The organism is Pseudonocardia sp., from assembly GCF_025465255.1.
Taxonomy (GTDB): Bacteria; Actinomycetota; Actinomycetes; order Mycobacteriales; family Pseudonocardiaceae; genus Pseudonocardia.
In genome coordinates this window covers 1-16016 of the sequence record NZ_JAODNI010000026.1, presented here as the reverse complement: position 1 = coordinate 16016, position 16016 = coordinate 1, and the positions used below count along the sequence as shown (strand labels likewise).

Sequence of the window (16016 nt, the reverse complement as noted above, 5' to 3'; positions counted from 1 at the left end):
CGCGCTACTCCGCGCCCTCGAGCGCGTCCCGCACCGGGACGAGCTTCGCGGCGGCCTCCCGCACCTCGGAGTCCGGGTCCGAGTCCGCGACGATCCCGCAGCCCGCGAACAGACGGGCGACCCGGCCGTCGAGCTGGGCGCAGCGCAGGGCGATGCCGAGCTCGCCGCCGCCCTCCGCGTCCAGCCAGCCGACCGGGCCGGCGTACCGGCCGCGGTCCATCCCCTCGAGCTCGGCGATCAGGGTGCACGCCTCCTTGGTCGGGGTGCCGCCGACCGCGGCGGTCGGATGCACCGCCTCCACGAGGTGCAGCAGTGACGTCGGGAAGTCCGGATCCAGCGTGCCCCGGACGTCGCTGGCGAGGTGCCAGACGTTGCGCAGGGCGAGGATCGACGGCTGCTCGGGGACGTCGAGCGTCGTGCAGAACGGCCGCAGCGCGTCGGTCAGGGAGTCGATGGCGTAGGCGTGTTCGCGCTGGTCCTTGCCCGAGTCGAGGAGCGCCGTCTCCGGGTCCGCGCCCTCGCCGGGCCAGATCGTGCCGGCCAGGACCCGGGACTCGACGACGGATCCGCGGCGGCGCAGCAGCAGCTCCGGGGTGGCGCCCACCAGCCCGTCGACGGCGAACGACCAGCACGTGGGGTAGCGGCGCGCCAGCCCCGCGAGCAGGAAGCGGGGATCGAGCGGCTCGTCCGCGACGGCCAGCAGGTCGTGCGCGAGCGCGGCCTTGTCCAGCTCGCCCGCCCGCATCCGGCGCACCGCCTCGGCGACCGCGCGCCGGTAGCCGGCGACGGGCAGGTTCCCGTCCGCGTAGCGCAGCGGACCGGTCCGGCGCACGGGGGTGACGGCCCGCAGCGACCGCGGCTGCATCGGCATGTCCCCGCTGCTGAACTCGGTGATCCACGCCTGCCCGTCCCGCCGGCCGACGACGACCCGGGGCACGACCAGCACGGACCCGGGCGACTGGTCGCCGAAGGCGATGCTGGTGAAGGCGACGGCGCCGGTGCCGGGCAGGCCCAGCTCGTCGTGCACGTCCAGCCCGGCGACGACCCGGCGCCACCAGCCGTCCGCCTCGGCGAAGCGGTCCGGGCCCTCGGTCTCGAACCGCGCGACCTCGCCCCAGCCGACGATTCCGTCGCCCTCGCGCACCCAGCTCAGCACCCCGGAGGAGTCCGGCAGGAGGTCCAGCAGTCCCTCACCGGGCAGGTCGACGGCCCGGGTCCGGACGCGCAGACCTGCGGGCAACGGGGCGATCGTCACGTGATCGAGGGTAGGGAACCGCGCCGGGCGATGCGCGTCCGCCAGGGGAGGCGGTCACCACACGGCGTCCGCCGGGCTTGCGCACCGGCCGCGGCCGGACGGCGTCGTCCGCCTAGACTCACCCCTCGTGACCAGCGGCGCGGGTGATCCGCTCGCCGACGTGCGAGGCAGCTCGCGGACCGTCGGGCGGGCCCTGCACCGCTTCCTCCCGCAGATCCTGGTGGGTGTCGCGGCCTTCGTGACGGTGCTCGCGGTCGTGGCGCTGGCCGGGTCCGTCGTGGACGACGTCGCGATCTCCCGCAGCCGCGTCGTCGCCCCGGCGGAGGTGCTGGACGACCCGAGCATCGGCCGCACGCTGATCCGGTTCACCGACGGCAACGGGCAGTTCGTCGTGCCCGAGCGCGGCGTGCTCTACCCGCGCGGGCTCACCGCGGGCCAGACGATCACGGTCGAGTACGAGGCCACGAACCCCGAGAACGTGCGGGTCGCCGGGCGCACCGCCGCGAGCGGGCTGCTGTCGATGGCCGGTGGGCTCGTCGTCGTGTGGCTGGTGTTCGGCGGGACGTCCTACTGGCTCCGCCGCCGCCGGTCCCGCTAGCCGGAGCCCCGGCGCCACCAGCCGTGCACCTCGTCCGCGACGCCCGGGGCGGCGACCAGCAGCCCGTCCGCCGGTAGCGGGTCCGCCCGGCCGTCCCGGTCGACGACCACCGCGCCCGCCTCGACGGCCAGGCACAGCGCCCCCGCGACGTCCCACTCGTGGTACCGATCCAGCACCGCCGCGGTGGCCCGGCCCAGCGCGACCTGCGCGATCGCCAGCGCGGACGAGCCGAGCACCCTGATCCCCGCGTGGTGCGCGGCCGCGGCGTCCAGCAGCTCCTGGCTCGGTGACTCGGCGCAGATCAGCCCGCCCGCGGCGGTGGTCCGCGGTTCGATCCGGACCGGCGTCCCGTTCGCCCGGACCCCGCGGCCGCGCGCCGCGGCGTAGATCTGCGCGCGGCTCGGGTCGGCGAGCACGCCGACGACCGGGCCGTCCGCGTCGACCAGTGCCAGGCTGTAGGCACACCACGGGAAGCCGGCGACGTAGTTCGCCGTGCCGTCCACCGGGTCGACCACCCAGCGCAGCGGCGCCCCGGCCGCGTTCGCGTCCGCCCCGTACTCCTCGCCGACGACCGGGACGTCCGGGAACTCCGCGGCCAGGACCCGGCGGGTGTGCCGTTCCAGCGTTCGATCGGTGTCGGTGACCCAGTCGAACGGGTTGGCCTTGGTCACGGCGCCGGTGGCGACCCCGCGGCCGGTGGTCGCGGTGATCACCTCGGCGGCGTCGTTCGCCAACCGCCCCGCGACGTCCAGGGCGCGGGAGAGCAGGCCGGGATCGACCGGGGCGGGGGCCCGCCACCGGTCCGTGGCCGTGGCGGGAACCCTGGGCAGGGGCAGGACCGTCATGGGCCCGAGGGTCGGCGCGCCGGATGACCTCGCGGCGTCCGGCCGGTGACGACCCGGGACCGTGCGGGCCAATTCCGGGCCGGGAACCGGGTGTTGGCCGGGGGTTCGGCGCCCCGACACGTCCGCGACGGCCGGCGGCGCCCCGGGGACGCCACGGTTCCACCGTGCGAGTCGCCATCGTGTCCGAATGCTTCCTGCCGGTGGTCAACGGCGTCACGAACTCCGTGCTGAGGGTCTGCGAGCACCTGCGCGCCGCGGGCCACGAGGTCCTGGTGATCGCGCCCGGGACGGACGAGTCCGAGGACCACGAGGGCATCCGCGTGGTGCGGGTGCCCGCGCTGGAGCTCCCCGTGGTCTCCTCGATGCCGGTCGGGGTGCCGAGCCGACGGATCCTGAAGGCGCTGCGCGAGTTCGCGCCGGACGTCGTGCACCTGGCGGCGCCGTTCGTCGTCGGGGCGCGGGGGCTGGCCGCGGCCCGCAAGCTCGGGATCCCGACGGTCGCGATCTACCAGACGGACGTCGCCGGGTTCGCCTCGGCCTACGGCCTCGGGCTCACCGCCCGCGCCGCCTGGCGCTGGACCTGCCGCCTGCACGCACAGGCGGACCGGACGCTCGCGCCGTCGAGCTGGGCCACCGAGGCGCTGCGCGAGCGCGGCGTGCCGCGCGTGCACCGGTGGGCCCGCGGCGTCGACACCCGGCGCTTCACCCCCGCCCGGCGCTCCGCCGACCTGCGGGCGGAGCTGGCTCCGGACGGCGAGCTGCTGGTCGGGTACGTGGGGCGGCTCGCGCCGGAGAAGCAGGTGGAACGGCTGGCGGTGCTCGGCGGGATGCCCGGCGTGCGGCTCGTCGTGGTCGGGTCCGGGCCCAGCGAGGAGCGGCTCCGCGCGGCCCTGCCAGAGGCGGCGTTCCTCGGTTTCCGCGGCGGCGACGAGCTGGCGTCGATCTACGCGTCGCTCGACGTGTTCGTCCACACCGGCCCGGCCGAGACGTTCTGCCAGGCGGTCCAGGAGGCGTTGGCGTCCGGGCTGCCGGTGGTGGCGCCGGACGCGGGCGGCCCGCGGGACCTGGTGCTGCCCGGCCGGACCGGCTACCTCGTCCCGCCGCGGCCGGACGGGGCGGACGCCTCGGACCCCGGATCGCGCGCCGCGGACGCCGAGCTGCGCGCCGCCGTCGAGACGTTGCGGGACCCGTTGCGCCGCACGGCCTTCGGCTCGGCGGCGCGGCGCTCGGTGCTGCGCCGGACCTGGTCGGTGGTGGGGGACGAGCTGATCGCGCACTACCTGGACGTGCTGGGCGCCGCCGGGACGGCACAGGCCGCCTGACGTGCGGATCGTCCAGCTCGCGAACTTCTACGGTCCCCGCTCCGGCGGCCTGCGCACCGCCCTGCACGCCCTCGGCGCCGGGTACGTGGCGCGCGGGCACGAGGTCGTCCTCGTGGTGCCCGGCCCGCGCAACGCCACCGACCTGCTGCCCGGCGGGATCCGCCGGGCGACGATCGCCGCGCCCCGGCTGCCCGGCACCGGCGGCTACCGCGCCGTCGACCCGTGGCGGGTGCAGCGCCTGCTGGAGCGGCTGCGGCCCGACGCGATCGAGGTGTCGGACCGGCTGACCCTGCGCGGCCTCGGGACCTGGGCCGCCCGCCGCGGGGTGCCGAGCGTGGTGATCTCGCACGAGCGGCTGGACCGGCTGCTGAGCCAGTTCCTGCTGCCCGCCGGGGTCGCCCGGCGGGTCGCGGACGCGGCCAACGCCAGGATGGCCGCCGCCTACGACACCGTGGTCTGCACGACGGCGTTCGCCGGCGCCGAGTTCGACCGGATCGGCGCCACCAACGTCCGGCGGGTGCCGCTCGGCGTGGACCTCGCGACGTTCTCCCCGCTGCACCGCGATCCCGCCCTGCGCGCCGAGCTGGGCCGCGGCGCGGAGGCGCTGCTCGTGCACGCCGGGCGGCTGTCCCCGGAGAAGCACCCCGAGCGGAGCGTGGACACCGTGGCGGCCCTGCGCGACGCGGGGCTCGACGTCCGGCTCGTCGTGGCCGGCGACGGGCCGCGGCGGGCCGCGCTGGAGCGGCGCGCGGCCGGGCTCCCGGTGACGTTCGTGGGCTTCGTCCCGGGGCGGGCGCAGCTCGCGGCCCTGCTCGCGTCGGCGGACGTGTCGCTCGCGCCCGGGCCGCACGAGACGTTCGGGCTCTCGGCGCTCGAGGCGCTCGCCAGCGGGACGCCGGTGGTCGTGTCCCGGTCGTCGGCACTGCCCGAGATCGTGGCCGGGAGCGGGGCCGCGGCGGAGGACTCGCCGGCCGCGTTCGCCGCCGGGGTGACGACGCTGCTGGCCGCGGACGAGGCCGTCCGCCGGGGTGCCGCGCGGTCCCGGGCGGAGGAGTTCGGCTGGCCGGCGTCGGTCGACCGGATGCTGGAGACCCTGGCTCCGTAGCGGGGGCGGAGGCGGCGCCCGAGCGCTACGCGCCGCTGGTCCTCTACGCGCTGTCCGAGGCGCTGCTGCACCTCAGCCGCCCGGCCGCCGCCGCCCACCGCTTCTGCTGCGGCCAGGTCCGGGCCCGGTTCGACGCGAACCGCTGCACGGACCGCGCCGCGGGCAGCGCGGTCGCCGTCCTGAACGAGCGGTTCGGGCCGCCGATCACGGACCACATGTCCGCGGACCGGCGGCTGCTGCGCCGCATCGTGATCCGCGCCGTCGCGTGGGACCGTGCGGCCCCGCCGGCCGAGATCGAAGAGCGCTGGTGTTCATCTCACGTCCGCAGGCGCGGGGAACGGGCCTCCCCGTAGGGTCGTGTCCGTGTCCAGGGCCGATCTCGACAAGGACCCCCGTGACGTCGCGTCGATGTTCGACGGCGTCGCGCGGCGGTACGACGTCACCAACACCCTCCTCTCCGGCGGGCAGGACCGGCGCTGGCGGGTCATGACCCGGCGCGCGCTCGACCTGCGCCCCGGGGAGAAGGTCCTGGACCTCGCGGCCGGCACAGCGGTCTCCACCGTCGAGCTGGGCCGTTCGGGCGCATGGTGCGTCGCCGCGGACTTCTCCCTCGGGATGCTGAAGGCCGGCGCGGCCCGCCCGGTCCCGAAGGTCGCCGCGGACGCCCTGCACCTGCCCTTCGCGGACGGCGTGTTCGACGCCGTCACGATCTCCTTCGGGCTGCGTAACGTCGCGGACACGGACCTCGCGCTGCGCGAGCTGGCCAGGGTGACGCGGCCCGGCGGACGGCTCGTCGTGTGCGAGTTCTCCACCCCCACGTGGACCCCGTTCCGGGCCGTCTACCAGGAGGGGATGCTCCGCCGGGTGCTCCCTGCCGTCGCCCGGCGGGTGTCGTCGAACCCCGAGGCCTACACCTATCTCGCGGACTCGATCCTCGCCTGGCCCACCCAGCCGGAGCTCGCGCGACGGATCATCGGGGCGGGCTGGACGGACGCCGCGTGGCGGGACCTGACGGGTGGTGCGGTCGCCCTGCACAGGGCCCGCAAACCGGGCGAAAGCTGACCCCCTGAGGTTCGCCCGCCGGTGGTGCGGGGTTCTCTGGACTTATCGCCGGACTTCGTGAAACAGTTCACAAGTACCTCGTGAACCAGTTCACAAGGAGCCGAATGGACGCGCCCGAACCCACCACAGGCGCCCCGACGGGATCCGAGGCCGACGTCATCCTGGTCGGTGCCGGTCCGGCGGGGCCCACCGCCGCGGTCTCCCAGACCCGCGCCGGCCTCGACGTGCTGCTGCTCGAGAAGGACCCGCCACGACCAGGCACGCACCGGGCGCAAGATCGCCGGGTAAGCCTGTCCTGACCTCGGCGGGGTGACGAGCGGCACTTATGGTCCCCACCACGCTCGGTATCGATCCATACACGTAGCAGTGCAGACGACGAAGGTGCACGATGCTCGATCCCTATCTCCCCCTGGTGCTGATGTTCGCCCTCGCGGGGGCGTTCGCGCTCTTCTCCGTGACCGCGGCGCCCTACATCGGCCCGCGGCGGTACAACCGCGCGAAGCTCGACGCCTACGAGTGCGGGATCGAGCCCTCGCCGCAGCCCGTCGTGGGCGGCGGCCGGATGCCCGTCGCCTACTACCTCACGGCGATGCTGTTCATCCTCTTCGACATCGAGATGGTCTTCCTCTACCCCTTCGCGGTGACCGCGGACGCGCTCGGCGTGTTCGGGCTGGTGGAGATCGTGCTGTTCATCATCACCGTCGGCTTCGCCTACATGTACGTGTGGCGACGCGGCGGACTCGACTGGAACTGAGTCGACGGGACTAGAGGAGGAGCCGACATGGGACTCGAGGAGCACCTGCCCAGCGGCGTCCTGCTGACCAGCGTCGAGAAGCTGGTCAACTGGACCCGGAAGTCCTCGCTGTGGCCGGCCACCTTCGGGCTGGCCTGCTGCGCGATCGAGATGATGACGACGGGCGCGCCGCGCTACGACCTGGCGCGCTTCGGCATGGAGGTCTTCCGCGCCTCGCCCCGGCAGGCGGACCTGATGATCGTCGCGGGCCGGGTGAGCAACAAGATGGCCCCGGTCCTGCGCCAGATCTACGACCAGATGCCCGAGCCCCGCTGGGTGCTCGCGATGGGCGTCTGCGCCAGCTCCGGCGGCATGTTCAACAACTACGCGATCGTCCAGGGCGTGGACCACGTCGTCCCCGTCGACATGTACCTGCCCGGCTGCCCGCCGCGGCCGGAGATGCTGATGGACGCGATCCTCAAGATCCACGCCAAGATCATGGACGAGCCGCTCGGCTCGAAGCGGGCCGCGGAGCTGCAGGCCAGCGGGTACAGGACCGAGCTCGTGCCCTCGTCGATCAAGTACGCGAAGAAGTGATGCGGCGATGACGGAACCCACAGGCACGTCCAAGGACCGGGAGGAGCCCACCGGCGGCGAGCAGTCGTCGGCGGAGGCCGGCGGTGCCGCGACGGCCGAGCAGCGCGCCCGGGGCGGCGAACGTCCCGAGGCCGGCGAGGTGGAGCAGGCCACGGACGAGGCCGGTGTCGCGCCCGAGGGCGGCACCCGCCCCGCGGCCACCCGCGAGCGCTCCGGCATGTTCGGCGTCCGCGGCAGCGGGGACACCTCCGGCTTCGGCGGCCTGCGGCTGCCCGGCTACGCGCCCGCCCCGGCGGAGCGGCCCTACGGCGGCTGGTTCGACGACCTCGCGGACGACCTGGCCGAGGCCCTCGACGAGCGCAGCATCCCGCGCGCCGCGATCGAGCAGGTCACCGTGGACCGCGGGGAGATCACGTTCTACGTTGCGCGCGAACGGGTCCTGGAGCTCGCACGGATCTTCCGGGACGACCCGAACCTGCGCTTCGAGCTCTGTTCCAGCGTGTCGGGTGTGGACTACAGCGCCCCGGACGGCGCGTCGGTGGTGAAGCCGATGCACGTCGTCTACCACCTGCTGTCGATGACGTACCGGCGCCGGATCCGCCTCGAGGTCGCCCTGGACTTCGCCGACCCGCACGTGCCGAGTGTCGTCGAGGTCTACCCGACGGCGGACTGGCACGAGCGCGAGACCTGGGACATGTTCGGCGTGGTCTTCGACGGTCACCCGGCGCTGACCCGGATCCTCATGCCGGACGACTGGGAGGGTCACCCCCAGCGCAAGAGCTACCCGCTCGGCGGGATCCCCGTGGAGTACAAGGGCGCGGAGATCCCTCCCCCCGACCAGCGGAGGGCGTACTCATGAGCACGACCGACGACCTCGACGCGCGCGAGGCCCAGGCGGTCCGGGACGCGTACGCGGCCCAGCAGCGCGAGACCACCGAGGGCACCGTCTACACGGTCACCGGCGGGGACTGGGACACGCTGCTCGATTCCGAGCACGACGACCGGATCGTCATCAACATGGGCCCGCAGCACCCGTCGACGCACGGGGTGCTCCGGCTGGTCCTCGAGCTCGAGGGCGAGACGGTCACCCAGGGCCGCACCGTGATCGGCTACCTGCACACCGGCATCGAGAAGAACTGCGAGTACCGGACCTGGACCCAGGGCGTCACGTTCGTGACGCGCATGGACTACCTGGCGCCGCTGTTCAACGAGGCCGCGTACTGCCTGGGCGTCGAGAAGCTGCTCGGCGTCGAGGTGCCCCGCCGGGCGCAGCACATCCGGGTGCTCCTGATGGAGCTCAACCGGATCGGCTCGCACCTGGTCTGCCTGGCGACCGGTGCTATGGAGCTCGGCGCGCTCACCGGCATGACGGCCGGCTTCCGCGAGCGCGAGGAGGTGCTCCACCTGCTGGAGCACCTGACCGGCCTGCGGATGAACCACGCCTTCATCCGGCCCGGCGGCCTGGCCCAGGACCTCCCCGAGGACTGGAAGGAGAAGGTCACCGATTTCGTCAAGGTGATGAAATCGCGCCTTCCCGACTACGACAAGCTCCTCACCGGCCAGCCGATCTGGCGTCAGCGCCTCGAGGGCGTCGGGTACCTGCCCGTCGACGGCTGCCTGGCGCTCGGCGCCACCGGCCCGATCCTGCGCAGCGCGGGCCTGCCCTGGGACCAGCGCATGGTCGAGCCGTACTCGGGTTACGAGGAGTACGACTTCGAGGTCCCGACGGCCACCGAGGCGGACTGCTACGCCCGCTACCGGCTGCGCGTCGCCGAGATCCACGAGTCGCTCAAGATCGTCGAGCAGGCCGTGCAGAAGCTCGAGCCCGGGCCGGTGATGGTCTCCGACCGCAAGATCGCCTGGCCGGCGCAGCTCTCGATCGGCAGCGACGGCATGGGCAACACGCTCGAGCACGTCCGCAAGATCATGGGACAGTCCATGGAGTCCCTGATCCACCACTTCAAGCTGGTCACCGAGGGCTTCCACGTCCCCGCCGGGCAGGTGTACTCGACCGTCGAGTCCCCGCGCGGCGAGCTGGGCTACCACCTCGTGTCCGACGGCGGGACGAGGCCGGTGCGCGTGCACGTCCGGGACCCCAGCTTCGTGAACCTGCAGTGCATGCCGGCGATGAGCGAGGGCGGCATGGTCGCCGACGTCATCGCCGCCGTCGCCAGCATCGACCCGGTCATGGGAGGTGTCGACCGATGACGTTGCCCGAGGGGAACCCGGAGACCAACAGCCGCGTGGCCGTCGCGCCGGCGGAGCGGACCTGGACGGCGCAGCCGGACCAGGGCCCCGTCTCCCCGACGTTCGACGAGCTCACCCGCCAGCGGGCCAAGGGGATCATCGCCCGCTACCCGGTGGCCCGCTCCGCGCTGCTCCCGCTGCTGCACCTCGTGCAGTCGGTGGAGGGCCACGTCAGCCAGGACGGCATCCGTTTCTGCGCGGAGACGCTGGAGCTCACGACCGCCGAGGTCAGCGCGGTGGCCACGTTCTACACGATGTACAAGCGCACGCCCTGCGGCGAGCACCTGGTGAGCGTCTGCACGAACACCCTCTGCGCGGCGCTCGGCGGGGACGACATCTACGCGGCCCTGAAGGCCCGGCTCGGGATCGGCCACGAGGAGACGGTGGGAGAGCCCGGCACGACCGGCTCGATCACCCTCGAACACGCCGAGTGCCTCGCGGCCTGCGACCTCGCACCCGTGCTGCAGGTCAACTACGAGTACTACGACAACCAGAGCGTGGCCTCGGCCGAGGCGCTGGTGGATGCGCTGCGCCGCGGGGAGAAGCCCCCGCCGACGCGCGGGGCGCCGCTGACGGACCTGCGGACCGTCGAGCTGGAGCTCGCCGGCTTCACGGACGACCCGGCGCTCGCCGCGGCCGCCGTCGCCGGCCCGTCGGCCGCCCCGGAGACGCTGCGCGGCGTGCAGATGGCCGCCGAGCGCGGCTGGGCCGCACCGGCGATGCCCGGCGAGCACCCCGCCCTCCCGCCCCTCCCGGAGAAGTGAGGAGCCGATGAGCACTCCCGACAAGCCGGAGAAGGCCTCCGGCCTGGACACCGCCGGGCCCGCGGACACCGGTCCCGGCCCTGAGGGCCCGGCCCCGTTGACCCCGGTCCTCACCCGGCGCTGGACGGCCGAGCGCTCCTGGACCCTCGAGTCCTACGAGCAGCTCGACGGCTACCGGGCCCTGCGCACCGCGCTGACGGCGCACCCGGACCAGCTGATCTCGTTGGTGAAGGACTCCGGCCTGCGTGGTCGTGGCGGCGCGGGCTTCCCGACCGGCATGAAGTGGTCCTTCATCCCGCAGGGCTCCACCGGCCCGGGCGCCAAGCCCAAGTACCTCGTGGTCAACGCGGACGAGGGCGAGCCCGGGACCTGCAAGGACATCCCGACGATGATGGCGGACCCGCACTCGCTGATCGAGGGCTGCGTCATCACCAGCTACGCGATCCGCGCGAATTTCTGCGCGATCTATGTGCGCGGGGAGGCCCTGCACCCGATCCGCCGGCTGCGCGCCGCGGTCGCGGAGGCCTACGCCGCCGGCTACCTGGGTAAGGACGTCCTCGGCTCCGGGTTCGACCTGGACATCGTGGTGCACGCCGGGGCGGGCGCCTACATCTGCGGTGAGGAGACGGCGCTGCTGGACTCCCTCGAGGGCCGGCGCGGCCAGCCGCGGCTCAAGCCGCCGTTCCCCGCGACGGCCGGGCTGTACGCGTCGCCGACGGTCGTCAACAACGTCGAGACCATCGCGAGCGTCCCTGCGATCGTCGCCGGCGGCTCCGCCTGGTTCCGCACGATGGGCAGCGAGAAGAGCCCCGGCCCGAAGATCTACTCGGTTTCGGGACACGTCGAGCGGCCCGGCCAGTACGAGGCCCCGCTCGGGGTCACGCTGCGGCAGCTGCTCGAGCTCGCCGGCGGCATGAAGGACGGGATCCCGCTCAAGTTCTGGACCCCCGGCGGGTCGTCCACCCCGATCTTCACCGCCGAGCACCTCGACGTGCCGCTCGACTTCGAGGGCGCCGCAGCCGCCGGCTCGATGCTCGGCACCACCGCGGTGCAGGTCTTCAACGAGACCGTCTCGGTGCCGTGGGCGGTCATGAAGTGGACCGAGTTCTACAAGCACGAGAGCTGCGGCAAGTGCACGCCGTGCCGGGAGGGCACCTACTGGCTGGTGCAGATCCTGGAGCGGATGGTGCACGGCGAGGGCACCGCGGAGGACGTCGAGACGATGCTCGACATCTGCGACAACATCCTCGGCCGCTCCTTCTGCGCGCTCGGCGACGGTGCGACGAGCCCGATCACCAGTGGCATCAAGTACTTCCGCCAGGAGTTCCTGGACCTCGTCGCGCAGCAGCCTGCGGTCGCGCGTCCGGAGCAGCTGGCCGAGCTGACCGGAGCCCCCGCATGACGATCGCTCCTGACAAGGACACGAAGCCCGTGCCCGACGGGTACGTGCGCCTGACCATCGACGGCATCGAGGTCGACGCCCCCAAGGGCGAGATCCTGATCCGCACCTGCGAGCGGCTCGGGATCATCGTCCCGCGGTTCTGCGACCACCCGCTGCTGGAGCCGGCCGGCGCCTGCCGGCAGTGCCTCGTCGAGGTGGAGATGGGCGGCCGGCCGATGCCGAAGCCGCAGGCCAGCTGCACCATGACGGTGGCCGACGGGATGGTCGTCAAGACTCAGCACACCTCCGCCGTCGCGGACAAGGCGCAGCAGGGCGTGATGGAGCTGCTGCTGATCAACCACCCGCTGGACTGCCCGATCTGCGACAAGGGCGGCGAGTGCCCCCTGCAGAACCAGGCCATGACCAGCGGCCGCACGGACTCGCGGTTCGTCGAGACCAAGCGGACGTTCCCGAAGCCGCTGCCGATCAGCTCGCAGGTGCTGCTGGACCGCGAGCGCTGCGTGCTCTGCCAGCGCTGCACCCGCTTCTCCGAGGAGATCGCCGGGGACCCGTTCATCGACCTGCTGGAGCGCGGCGCGAACCAGCAGATCGGCACGGCTGAGGACATGCCCTTCCAGTCCTACTTCTCCGGCAACACCATCCAGATCTGCCCGGTCGGGGCGCTCACCAGCGCGGCCTACCGGTTCCGCTCCCGGCCGTTCGACCTCGTCTCGACGCCGTCGGTGTGCGAGCACTGCAGCTCCGGCTGCGCGCAGCGCACGGACGCCCGCCGCGGCTCGGTCATGCGGCGCCTCGCGGGCAACGACCCCGAGGTCAACGAGGAGTGGACCTGCGACAAGGGCCGCTTCGCGTTCCGTTACCTGCAGTCCAAGGGGCGGATCACCCGGCCGATGATCCGCGAGGAGAACGGCGAGCTCGTCGAGACGTCCTGGACCGAGGCCCTGCGGGCCGCGGCGCACGGGCTGCTGGCGGCGCGCGGGCACAACGGGATCGGGGTGCTGACCGGCGGCCGGCTGACCGTCGAGGACGCCTACTCCTACGCGAAGTTCGCCCGGGTCGCGGCCCACACCAACGACGTCGACTTCCGGGCCCGGCCGCACAGCGCCGAGGAGCTGGAGTTCCTCGCCGCCCACGCCGTCGGGACCACTCCTGACACCGGGGTCACGTTCACCGCGGTCGAGGCGGCTCCGGCGGTGCTGACCGTCGCCCTGGACCCGGAGGACGAGGCGGGCATCGTCTTCCTCCGCCTCCGCAAGGCCGTCCGCAAGCGCGGGCAGCGCGTCTTCCAGCTCGGCCAGTGGACGACCCCGGGCACCCGCAAGACCGAGGCGACCCTGGTCAAGGCGGTCCCGGGGGCCGAGGCCGCCGTGCTCCGCGAGCTGATCTCCGCGGCCGGCGAGAAGGACGCGCCGGCGTCCGAGCTGATCGACGCCCTCAGCGGTCCGGGCGCGGTGGTCCTCGTCGGCGACCGGGCCGCCGAGGTCCCCGGCCTCTACTCCGCCGTCACCGCGCTGGCGACGCGCACCGGCGCGAAGGTCGCCTGGATCCCGCGCCGGGCCGGCGACCGGGGCGCGCTCGACGCGGGCGCGGTCCCGACCCTGCTGCCCGGTGGCCGTCCCGTCGCGGACGCCGCGGCGCGGGCCGAGGTCGCGCAGGCGTGGGGCGTGCACGAGCTGCCGGCCACCCCCGGCCGCAGCACGGACGAGATCCTGGCGGCGGCCGCGCGCGGCGAGCTCTCCGGGCTCGTCGTCGGCGGGGTCGACCCGGACGACCTGGCGGACCCCGCCCTCGCCCGGCGGGCGCTCCGCGAGGTCGGCTACCTGGTCAGCCTCGAGATGCACCACTCCGCGGTCACCGAGCTGGCGGACGTCGTGCTGCCGGTGGCCCCGGACGCCCAGCGCGCCGGCAGCTACCTGAACTGGGAGGGCCGGCTGCGGGAGTTCCCCAGCACGCTGGACCCCAGCGGCGTGCTGCCGGACTGCCGGGTGCTGGACACGCTCGCCGTCGAGATGGACGCGGACCTGTTCACCCAGACCCCGGCCGCGGCGATGGGGGACCTGCAGCGGCTCGGTGCCCACACCGGCACCGCGCCCGCCGGGCCGACCGTCGAGGCCGGCGCCGCGCCGCGCCCCGCCGAGTACGGGCAGGCGGTCCTCGCCACCTGGCGCCAGCTCGTCGACGACGGATCCCTGAGCATCGACGAGCCGGCCCTGGCCGGCACCGCGCGCCCGGCCCGGGCCCGGGTCAACGCGGCCACCGCGGAACGCCTCGGGCTCGTCGAGGGGCTCGAGGCGAGCGTCGCGACGGACCGGGGTGCGATCACGCTGCCGGTCGAGTTCACGGACCTCCCGGACGGCGTCGTCTGGCTCCCGGCCAACTCACCGGGCTCGGCGGTACGGGCCACGCTCGGCGCCGGCCACGGCTCGCTGGTCCGCGTCAGTGCCGGCGGTGCGGCATGACGCGCACCCAGCAGCTCCTCGCCGACGACCCGTTCTGGCTGATCGTCCTCAAGGTCGTCGTGCTGTTCGGCGTCGGCGTCGTGCTGACCCTCTTCATGATCAACTGGGAACGGAAGGTCGTCGGCCGGATGCAGCAGCGTCCCGGCCCGAACCGGACCGGGCCCGGCGGCTGGTTGCAGTCCCTCGCGGACGGGCTCAAGCTGGCGTTCAAAGAGGACATCATGCCGACGCACGCGGACAAGAAGGTCTTCTTCATCGCACCCGTCGTCTCGACGATCCCGGCGTTCGTGGCCTTCTCCGTCATCCCGTTCGGCGGCGAGGTCTCGATCTTCGGTGAGCGCACCGTGCTGCAGCTCGTGGACCTCCCCGTCGGCGTGCTGGTCGTGCTGGCCTGCTCCTCGATCGGCGTCTACGGGATCGTGCTCGGCGGCTGGGCCTCAGGCTCGCCGTACGCGCTGCTCGGCGCGCTGCGCAGCGCCGCGCAGGTCATCTCCTACGAGATCGCGCTCGGCCTCTCGATCGTCGCGGTGGTCCTCTACTCCCGCTCCATGTCGACCGCGGACATCGTCGAGGCCCAGGGCGGCGGCTGGTACTTCTGGCTGCTGGTCCCGAGCTTCGTGGTCTTCGTGATCGCGATGGTCGGCGAGACGAACCGGGCCCCGTTCGACCTCCCGGAAGCCGAGTCCGAGCTGGTCGGCGGCTTCCACACCGAGTACTCGTCGCTGAAGTTCGCGCTCTTCTTCCTCGCCGAGTACGTCAACATGGTCACCGTCTCGGCGATGGCCACCACGCTGTTCCTGGGGGGCGGGCGCTGGCCGTGGCCGCTGTCGTCGTTCAACGACAACGGCTGGCTGATGTTCGTCGCGTTCCTGGTCAAGACGCTGATCTTCCTGTTCGTCTTCATCTGGCTGCGCGGCACGCTGCCCCGCTTCCGCTACGACCAGTTCATGCGGCTCGGCTGGAAGGCCCTGGTCCCGGTCAGCCTGCTGTGGATCCTGGTGATCTTCGCGATCCGCACCTACCGGAACAGCTCCGGCGGCAGCGTCGCGGTCCTGCTCATCACGCTGGGCATCGTGCTGGTCGCGGTGCTGGCCATCGCGTTCCTGGTGCCCGAGCGGCGGCGCGCCGAGGCGGCCGTCGACCCGGCGTCGGACTACCCGGTGCCGCCGCTGGACCTGGCCGTGCCGGACACCCCCAGGCGGACGGCGAAGCGCAAGGCCGTCGCGCGCGAGAAGCGGCGCGAGCCCGCCGGGGCTCTCACCGGCGACCCGGGGAAGGAGACCGAGTAGATGTTCGATTTCTTCAAGGGCTTCGGCGTCACCTTCTCGACGATGTTCAAGAAGGTCGTCACCGAGGAGTACCCCGAGGACTTCCCGCCCGCCGCACCCCGCTACCACGGCCGACACCAGCTCAACCGGCACCCGGACGGGCTGGAGAAGTGCGTGGGCTGCGAGCTGTGCGCCTGGGCCTGCCCGGCCGACGCGATCTACGTCGAGGGCGGTGACAACACCGAGGAGGAGCGCTACTCCCCGGGGGAGCGCTACGGCGCGATCTACCAGATCAACTACCTGCGCTGCATCGGCTGCGGCCTGTGCATCGAGGCCTGCCCCACGCGCTCGCTCACGAT

17 protein-coding genes are annotated in these 16016 nt (G+C 73.4%); 14 read left to right on the top strand and 3 right to left on the bottom strand.

Translation table 11 applies throughout. The annotated features are described in order from the left end of the window. Positions 1–4 precede the first annotated feature (4 nt). Positions 5–1255, bottom strand: a complete 1251-nt coding sequence (locus JWP64_RS02555) for an isochorismate synthase (RefSeq protein ID WP_297491807.1) — start codon at positions 1253–1255, stop codon at positions 5–7. A 127-nt stretch (positions 1256–1382) separates the two neighbouring features. Between JWP64_RS02555 and JWP64_RS02550 the strand changes: the two genes are divergently transcribed. Beyond that, on the top strand, positions 1383–1853 hold the full coding sequence (locus JWP64_RS02550) for a DUF3592 domain-containing protein (RefSeq protein ID WP_297491805.1): 471 nt from the start codon (positions 1383–1385) through the stop codon (positions 1851–1853). On the opposite strand, the gene JWP64_RS02545 is transcribed toward JWP64_RS02550, so the two are convergent. Beyond that, the gene (locus tag JWP64_RS02545) at positions 1850–2698 is read right to left on the bottom strand and encodes an inositol monophosphatase (RefSeq protein ID WP_297491803.1); all 849 of its coding nucleotides are present in this window, start codon (positions 2696–2698) and stop codon (positions 1850–1852) included. The two genes, JWP64_RS02550 and JWP64_RS02545, sit on opposite strands and share 4 nt — an antisense overlap. Positions 2699–2862: 164 nt before the next feature. On the opposite strand from JWP64_RS02545, the gene JWP64_RS02540 reads away from it, so the two are divergent. Continuing rightward, entirely contained in the window at positions 2863–4020 is a 1158-nt protein-coding gene (locus JWP64_RS02540) for a glycosyltransferase family 1 protein (RefSeq protein WP_297491801.1), read from the top strand. Position 4021: 1 nt separating this feature from the next. Further along, the gene (locus tag JWP64_RS02535; RefSeq protein ID WP_297491799.1) at positions 4022–5125 is read left to right on the top strand and encodes a glycosyltransferase; all 1104 of its coding nucleotides are present in this window, start codon (positions 4022–4024) and stop codon (positions 5123–5125) included. Between the two features lie 43 nt (positions 5126–5168). Here the strand turns inward: JWP64_RS02535 and JWP64_RS02530 are convergent, their stop codons facing one another. Further along, positions 5169–5372: a hypothetical protein gene (locus tag JWP64_RS02530; RefSeq protein WP_297491797.1), complete on the bottom strand. Its 204-nt coding sequence runs from the start codon at positions 5370–5372 to the stop codon at positions 5169–5171. 116 nt (positions 5373–5488) lie between these two features. Between JWP64_RS02530 and JWP64_RS02525 the strand changes: the two genes are divergently transcribed. The 11 genes from JWP64_RS02525 to nuoI all read left to right on the top strand — a co-directional run. Beyond that, the gene (locus JWP64_RS02525) at positions 5489–6187 is read left to right on the top strand and encodes a demethylmenaquinone methyltransferase (RefSeq protein ID WP_297491795.1); all 699 of its coding nucleotides are present in this window, start codon (positions 5489–5491) and stop codon (positions 6185–6187) included. 104 nt (positions 6188–6291) lie between these two features. Beyond that, complete coding sequence (locus tag JWP64_RS02520) at positions 6292–6486, top strand: FAD-dependent oxidoreductase (RefSeq protein WP_297491793.1); 195 nt, start codon at positions 6292–6294, stop codon at positions 6484–6486. 89 nt (positions 6487–6575) lie between these two features. Next, positions 6576–6941, top strand: coding sequence for an NADH-quinone oxidoreductase subunit A (locus tag JWP64_RS02515; protein ID WP_297491791.1), 366 nt, complete (start codon positions 6576–6578; stop codon positions 6939–6941). 27 nt (positions 6942–6968) lie between these two features. Continuing rightward, complete coding sequence (locus tag JWP64_RS02510) at positions 6969–7517, top strand: NADH-quinone oxidoreductase subunit B family protein (protein ID WP_366889263.1); 549 nt, start codon at positions 6969–6971, stop codon at positions 7515–7517. Between the two features lie 7 nt (positions 7518–7524). Beyond that, positions 7525–8376: an NADH-quinone oxidoreductase subunit C gene (locus tag JWP64_RS02505; protein WP_297491789.1), complete on the top strand. Its 852-nt coding sequence runs from the start codon at positions 7525–7527 to the stop codon at positions 8374–8376. Next, entirely contained in the window at positions 8373–9725 is a 1353-nt protein-coding gene (locus tag JWP64_RS02500; RefSeq protein WP_297491787.1) for an NADH-quinone oxidoreductase subunit D, read from the top strand. Before JWP64_RS02505 ends, JWP64_RS02500 begins: the two co-directional genes overlap by 4 nt. Beyond that, positions 9722–10528 carry an NADH-quinone oxidoreductase subunit NuoE gene (nuoE, locus tag JWP64_RS02495; protein WP_297491785.1) on the top strand — a complete coding sequence of 269 codons (807 nt, stop codon included), beginning with the start codon at positions 9722–9724 and terminating at the stop codon, positions 10526–10528. The genes JWP64_RS02500 and nuoE overlap by 4 nt, the downstream gene beginning before the upstream one ends. A 97-nt stretch (positions 10529–10625) precedes the next feature. After that, on the top strand, positions 10626–11930 hold the full coding sequence (nuoF, locus tag JWP64_RS02490) for an NADH-quinone oxidoreductase subunit NuoF (RefSeq protein WP_297491964.1): 1305 nt from the start codon (positions 10626–10628) through the stop codon (positions 11928–11930). Next, a complete protein-coding gene (locus JWP64_RS02485; protein WP_297491783.1) occupies positions 11927–14389 on the top strand; it encodes an NADH-quinone oxidoreductase subunit G in 2463 nt (820 codons plus the stop codon). Before nuoF ends, JWP64_RS02485 begins: the two co-directional genes overlap by 4 nt. After that, positions 14386–15678 (top strand): NADH-quinone oxidoreductase subunit NuoH, encoded by a 1293-nt coding sequence (gene nuoH, locus JWP64_RS02480; RefSeq protein ID WP_297491781.1) that lies wholly within the window; start codon positions 14386–14388, stop codon positions 15676–15678. The genes JWP64_RS02485 and nuoH overlap by 4 nt, the downstream gene beginning before the upstream one ends. Beyond that, positions 15679–16016 (top strand): NADH-quinone oxidoreductase subunit NuoI (gene nuoI / locus JWP64_RS02475; protein WP_297491779.1); only part of this gene is annotated, 338 nt, incomplete at its 3' end. It lies immediately after the preceding gene.

Bases quoted from the DNA above. Each gene is read 5' to 3' on its own strand.
- nuoE (WP_297491785.1), top strand. From the start codon at position 9,722: ATGACGTTGCCCGAGGGGAACCCGGAGACCAACAGCCGCGTGGCCGTC.
- JWP64_RS02485 (WP_297491783.1), top strand. From the start codon at position 11,927: ATGACGATCGCTCCTGACAAGGACACGAAGCCCGTGCCCGACGGGTAC.
- JWP64_RS02500 (WP_297491787.1), top strand. From the start codon at position 8,373: ATGAGCACGACCGACGACCTCGACGCGCGCGAGGCCCAGGCGGTCCGG.
- JWP64_RS02545 (WP_297491803.1), bottom strand. From the start codon at position 2,698: ATGACGGTCCTGCCCCTGCCCAGGGTTCCCGCCACGGCCACGGACCGG.
- JWP64_RS02505 (WP_297491789.1), top strand. From the start codon at position 7,525: ATGACGGAACCCACAGGCACGTCCAAGGACCGGGAGGAGCCCACCGGC.
- JWP64_RS02520 (WP_297491793.1), top strand. From the start codon at position 6,292: ATGGACGCGCCCGAACCCACCACAGGCGCCCCGACGGGATCCGAGGCC.
- nuoH (WP_297491781.1), top strand. From the start codon at position 14,386: ATGACGCGCACCCAGCAGCTCCTCGCCGACGACCCGTTCTGGCTGATC.
- JWP64_RS02515 (WP_297491791.1), top strand. From the start codon at position 6,576: ATGCTCGATCCCTATCTCCCCCTGGTGCTGATGTTCGCCCTCGCGGGG.
- JWP64_RS02530 (WP_297491797.1), bottom strand. From the start codon at position 5,372: ATGCGGCGCAGCAGCCGCCGGTCCGCGGACATGTGGTCCGTGATCGGC.
- JWP64_RS02510 (WP_366889263.1), top strand. From the start codon at position 6,969: ATGGGACTCGAGGAGCACCTGCCCAGCGGCGTCCTGCTGACCAGCGTC.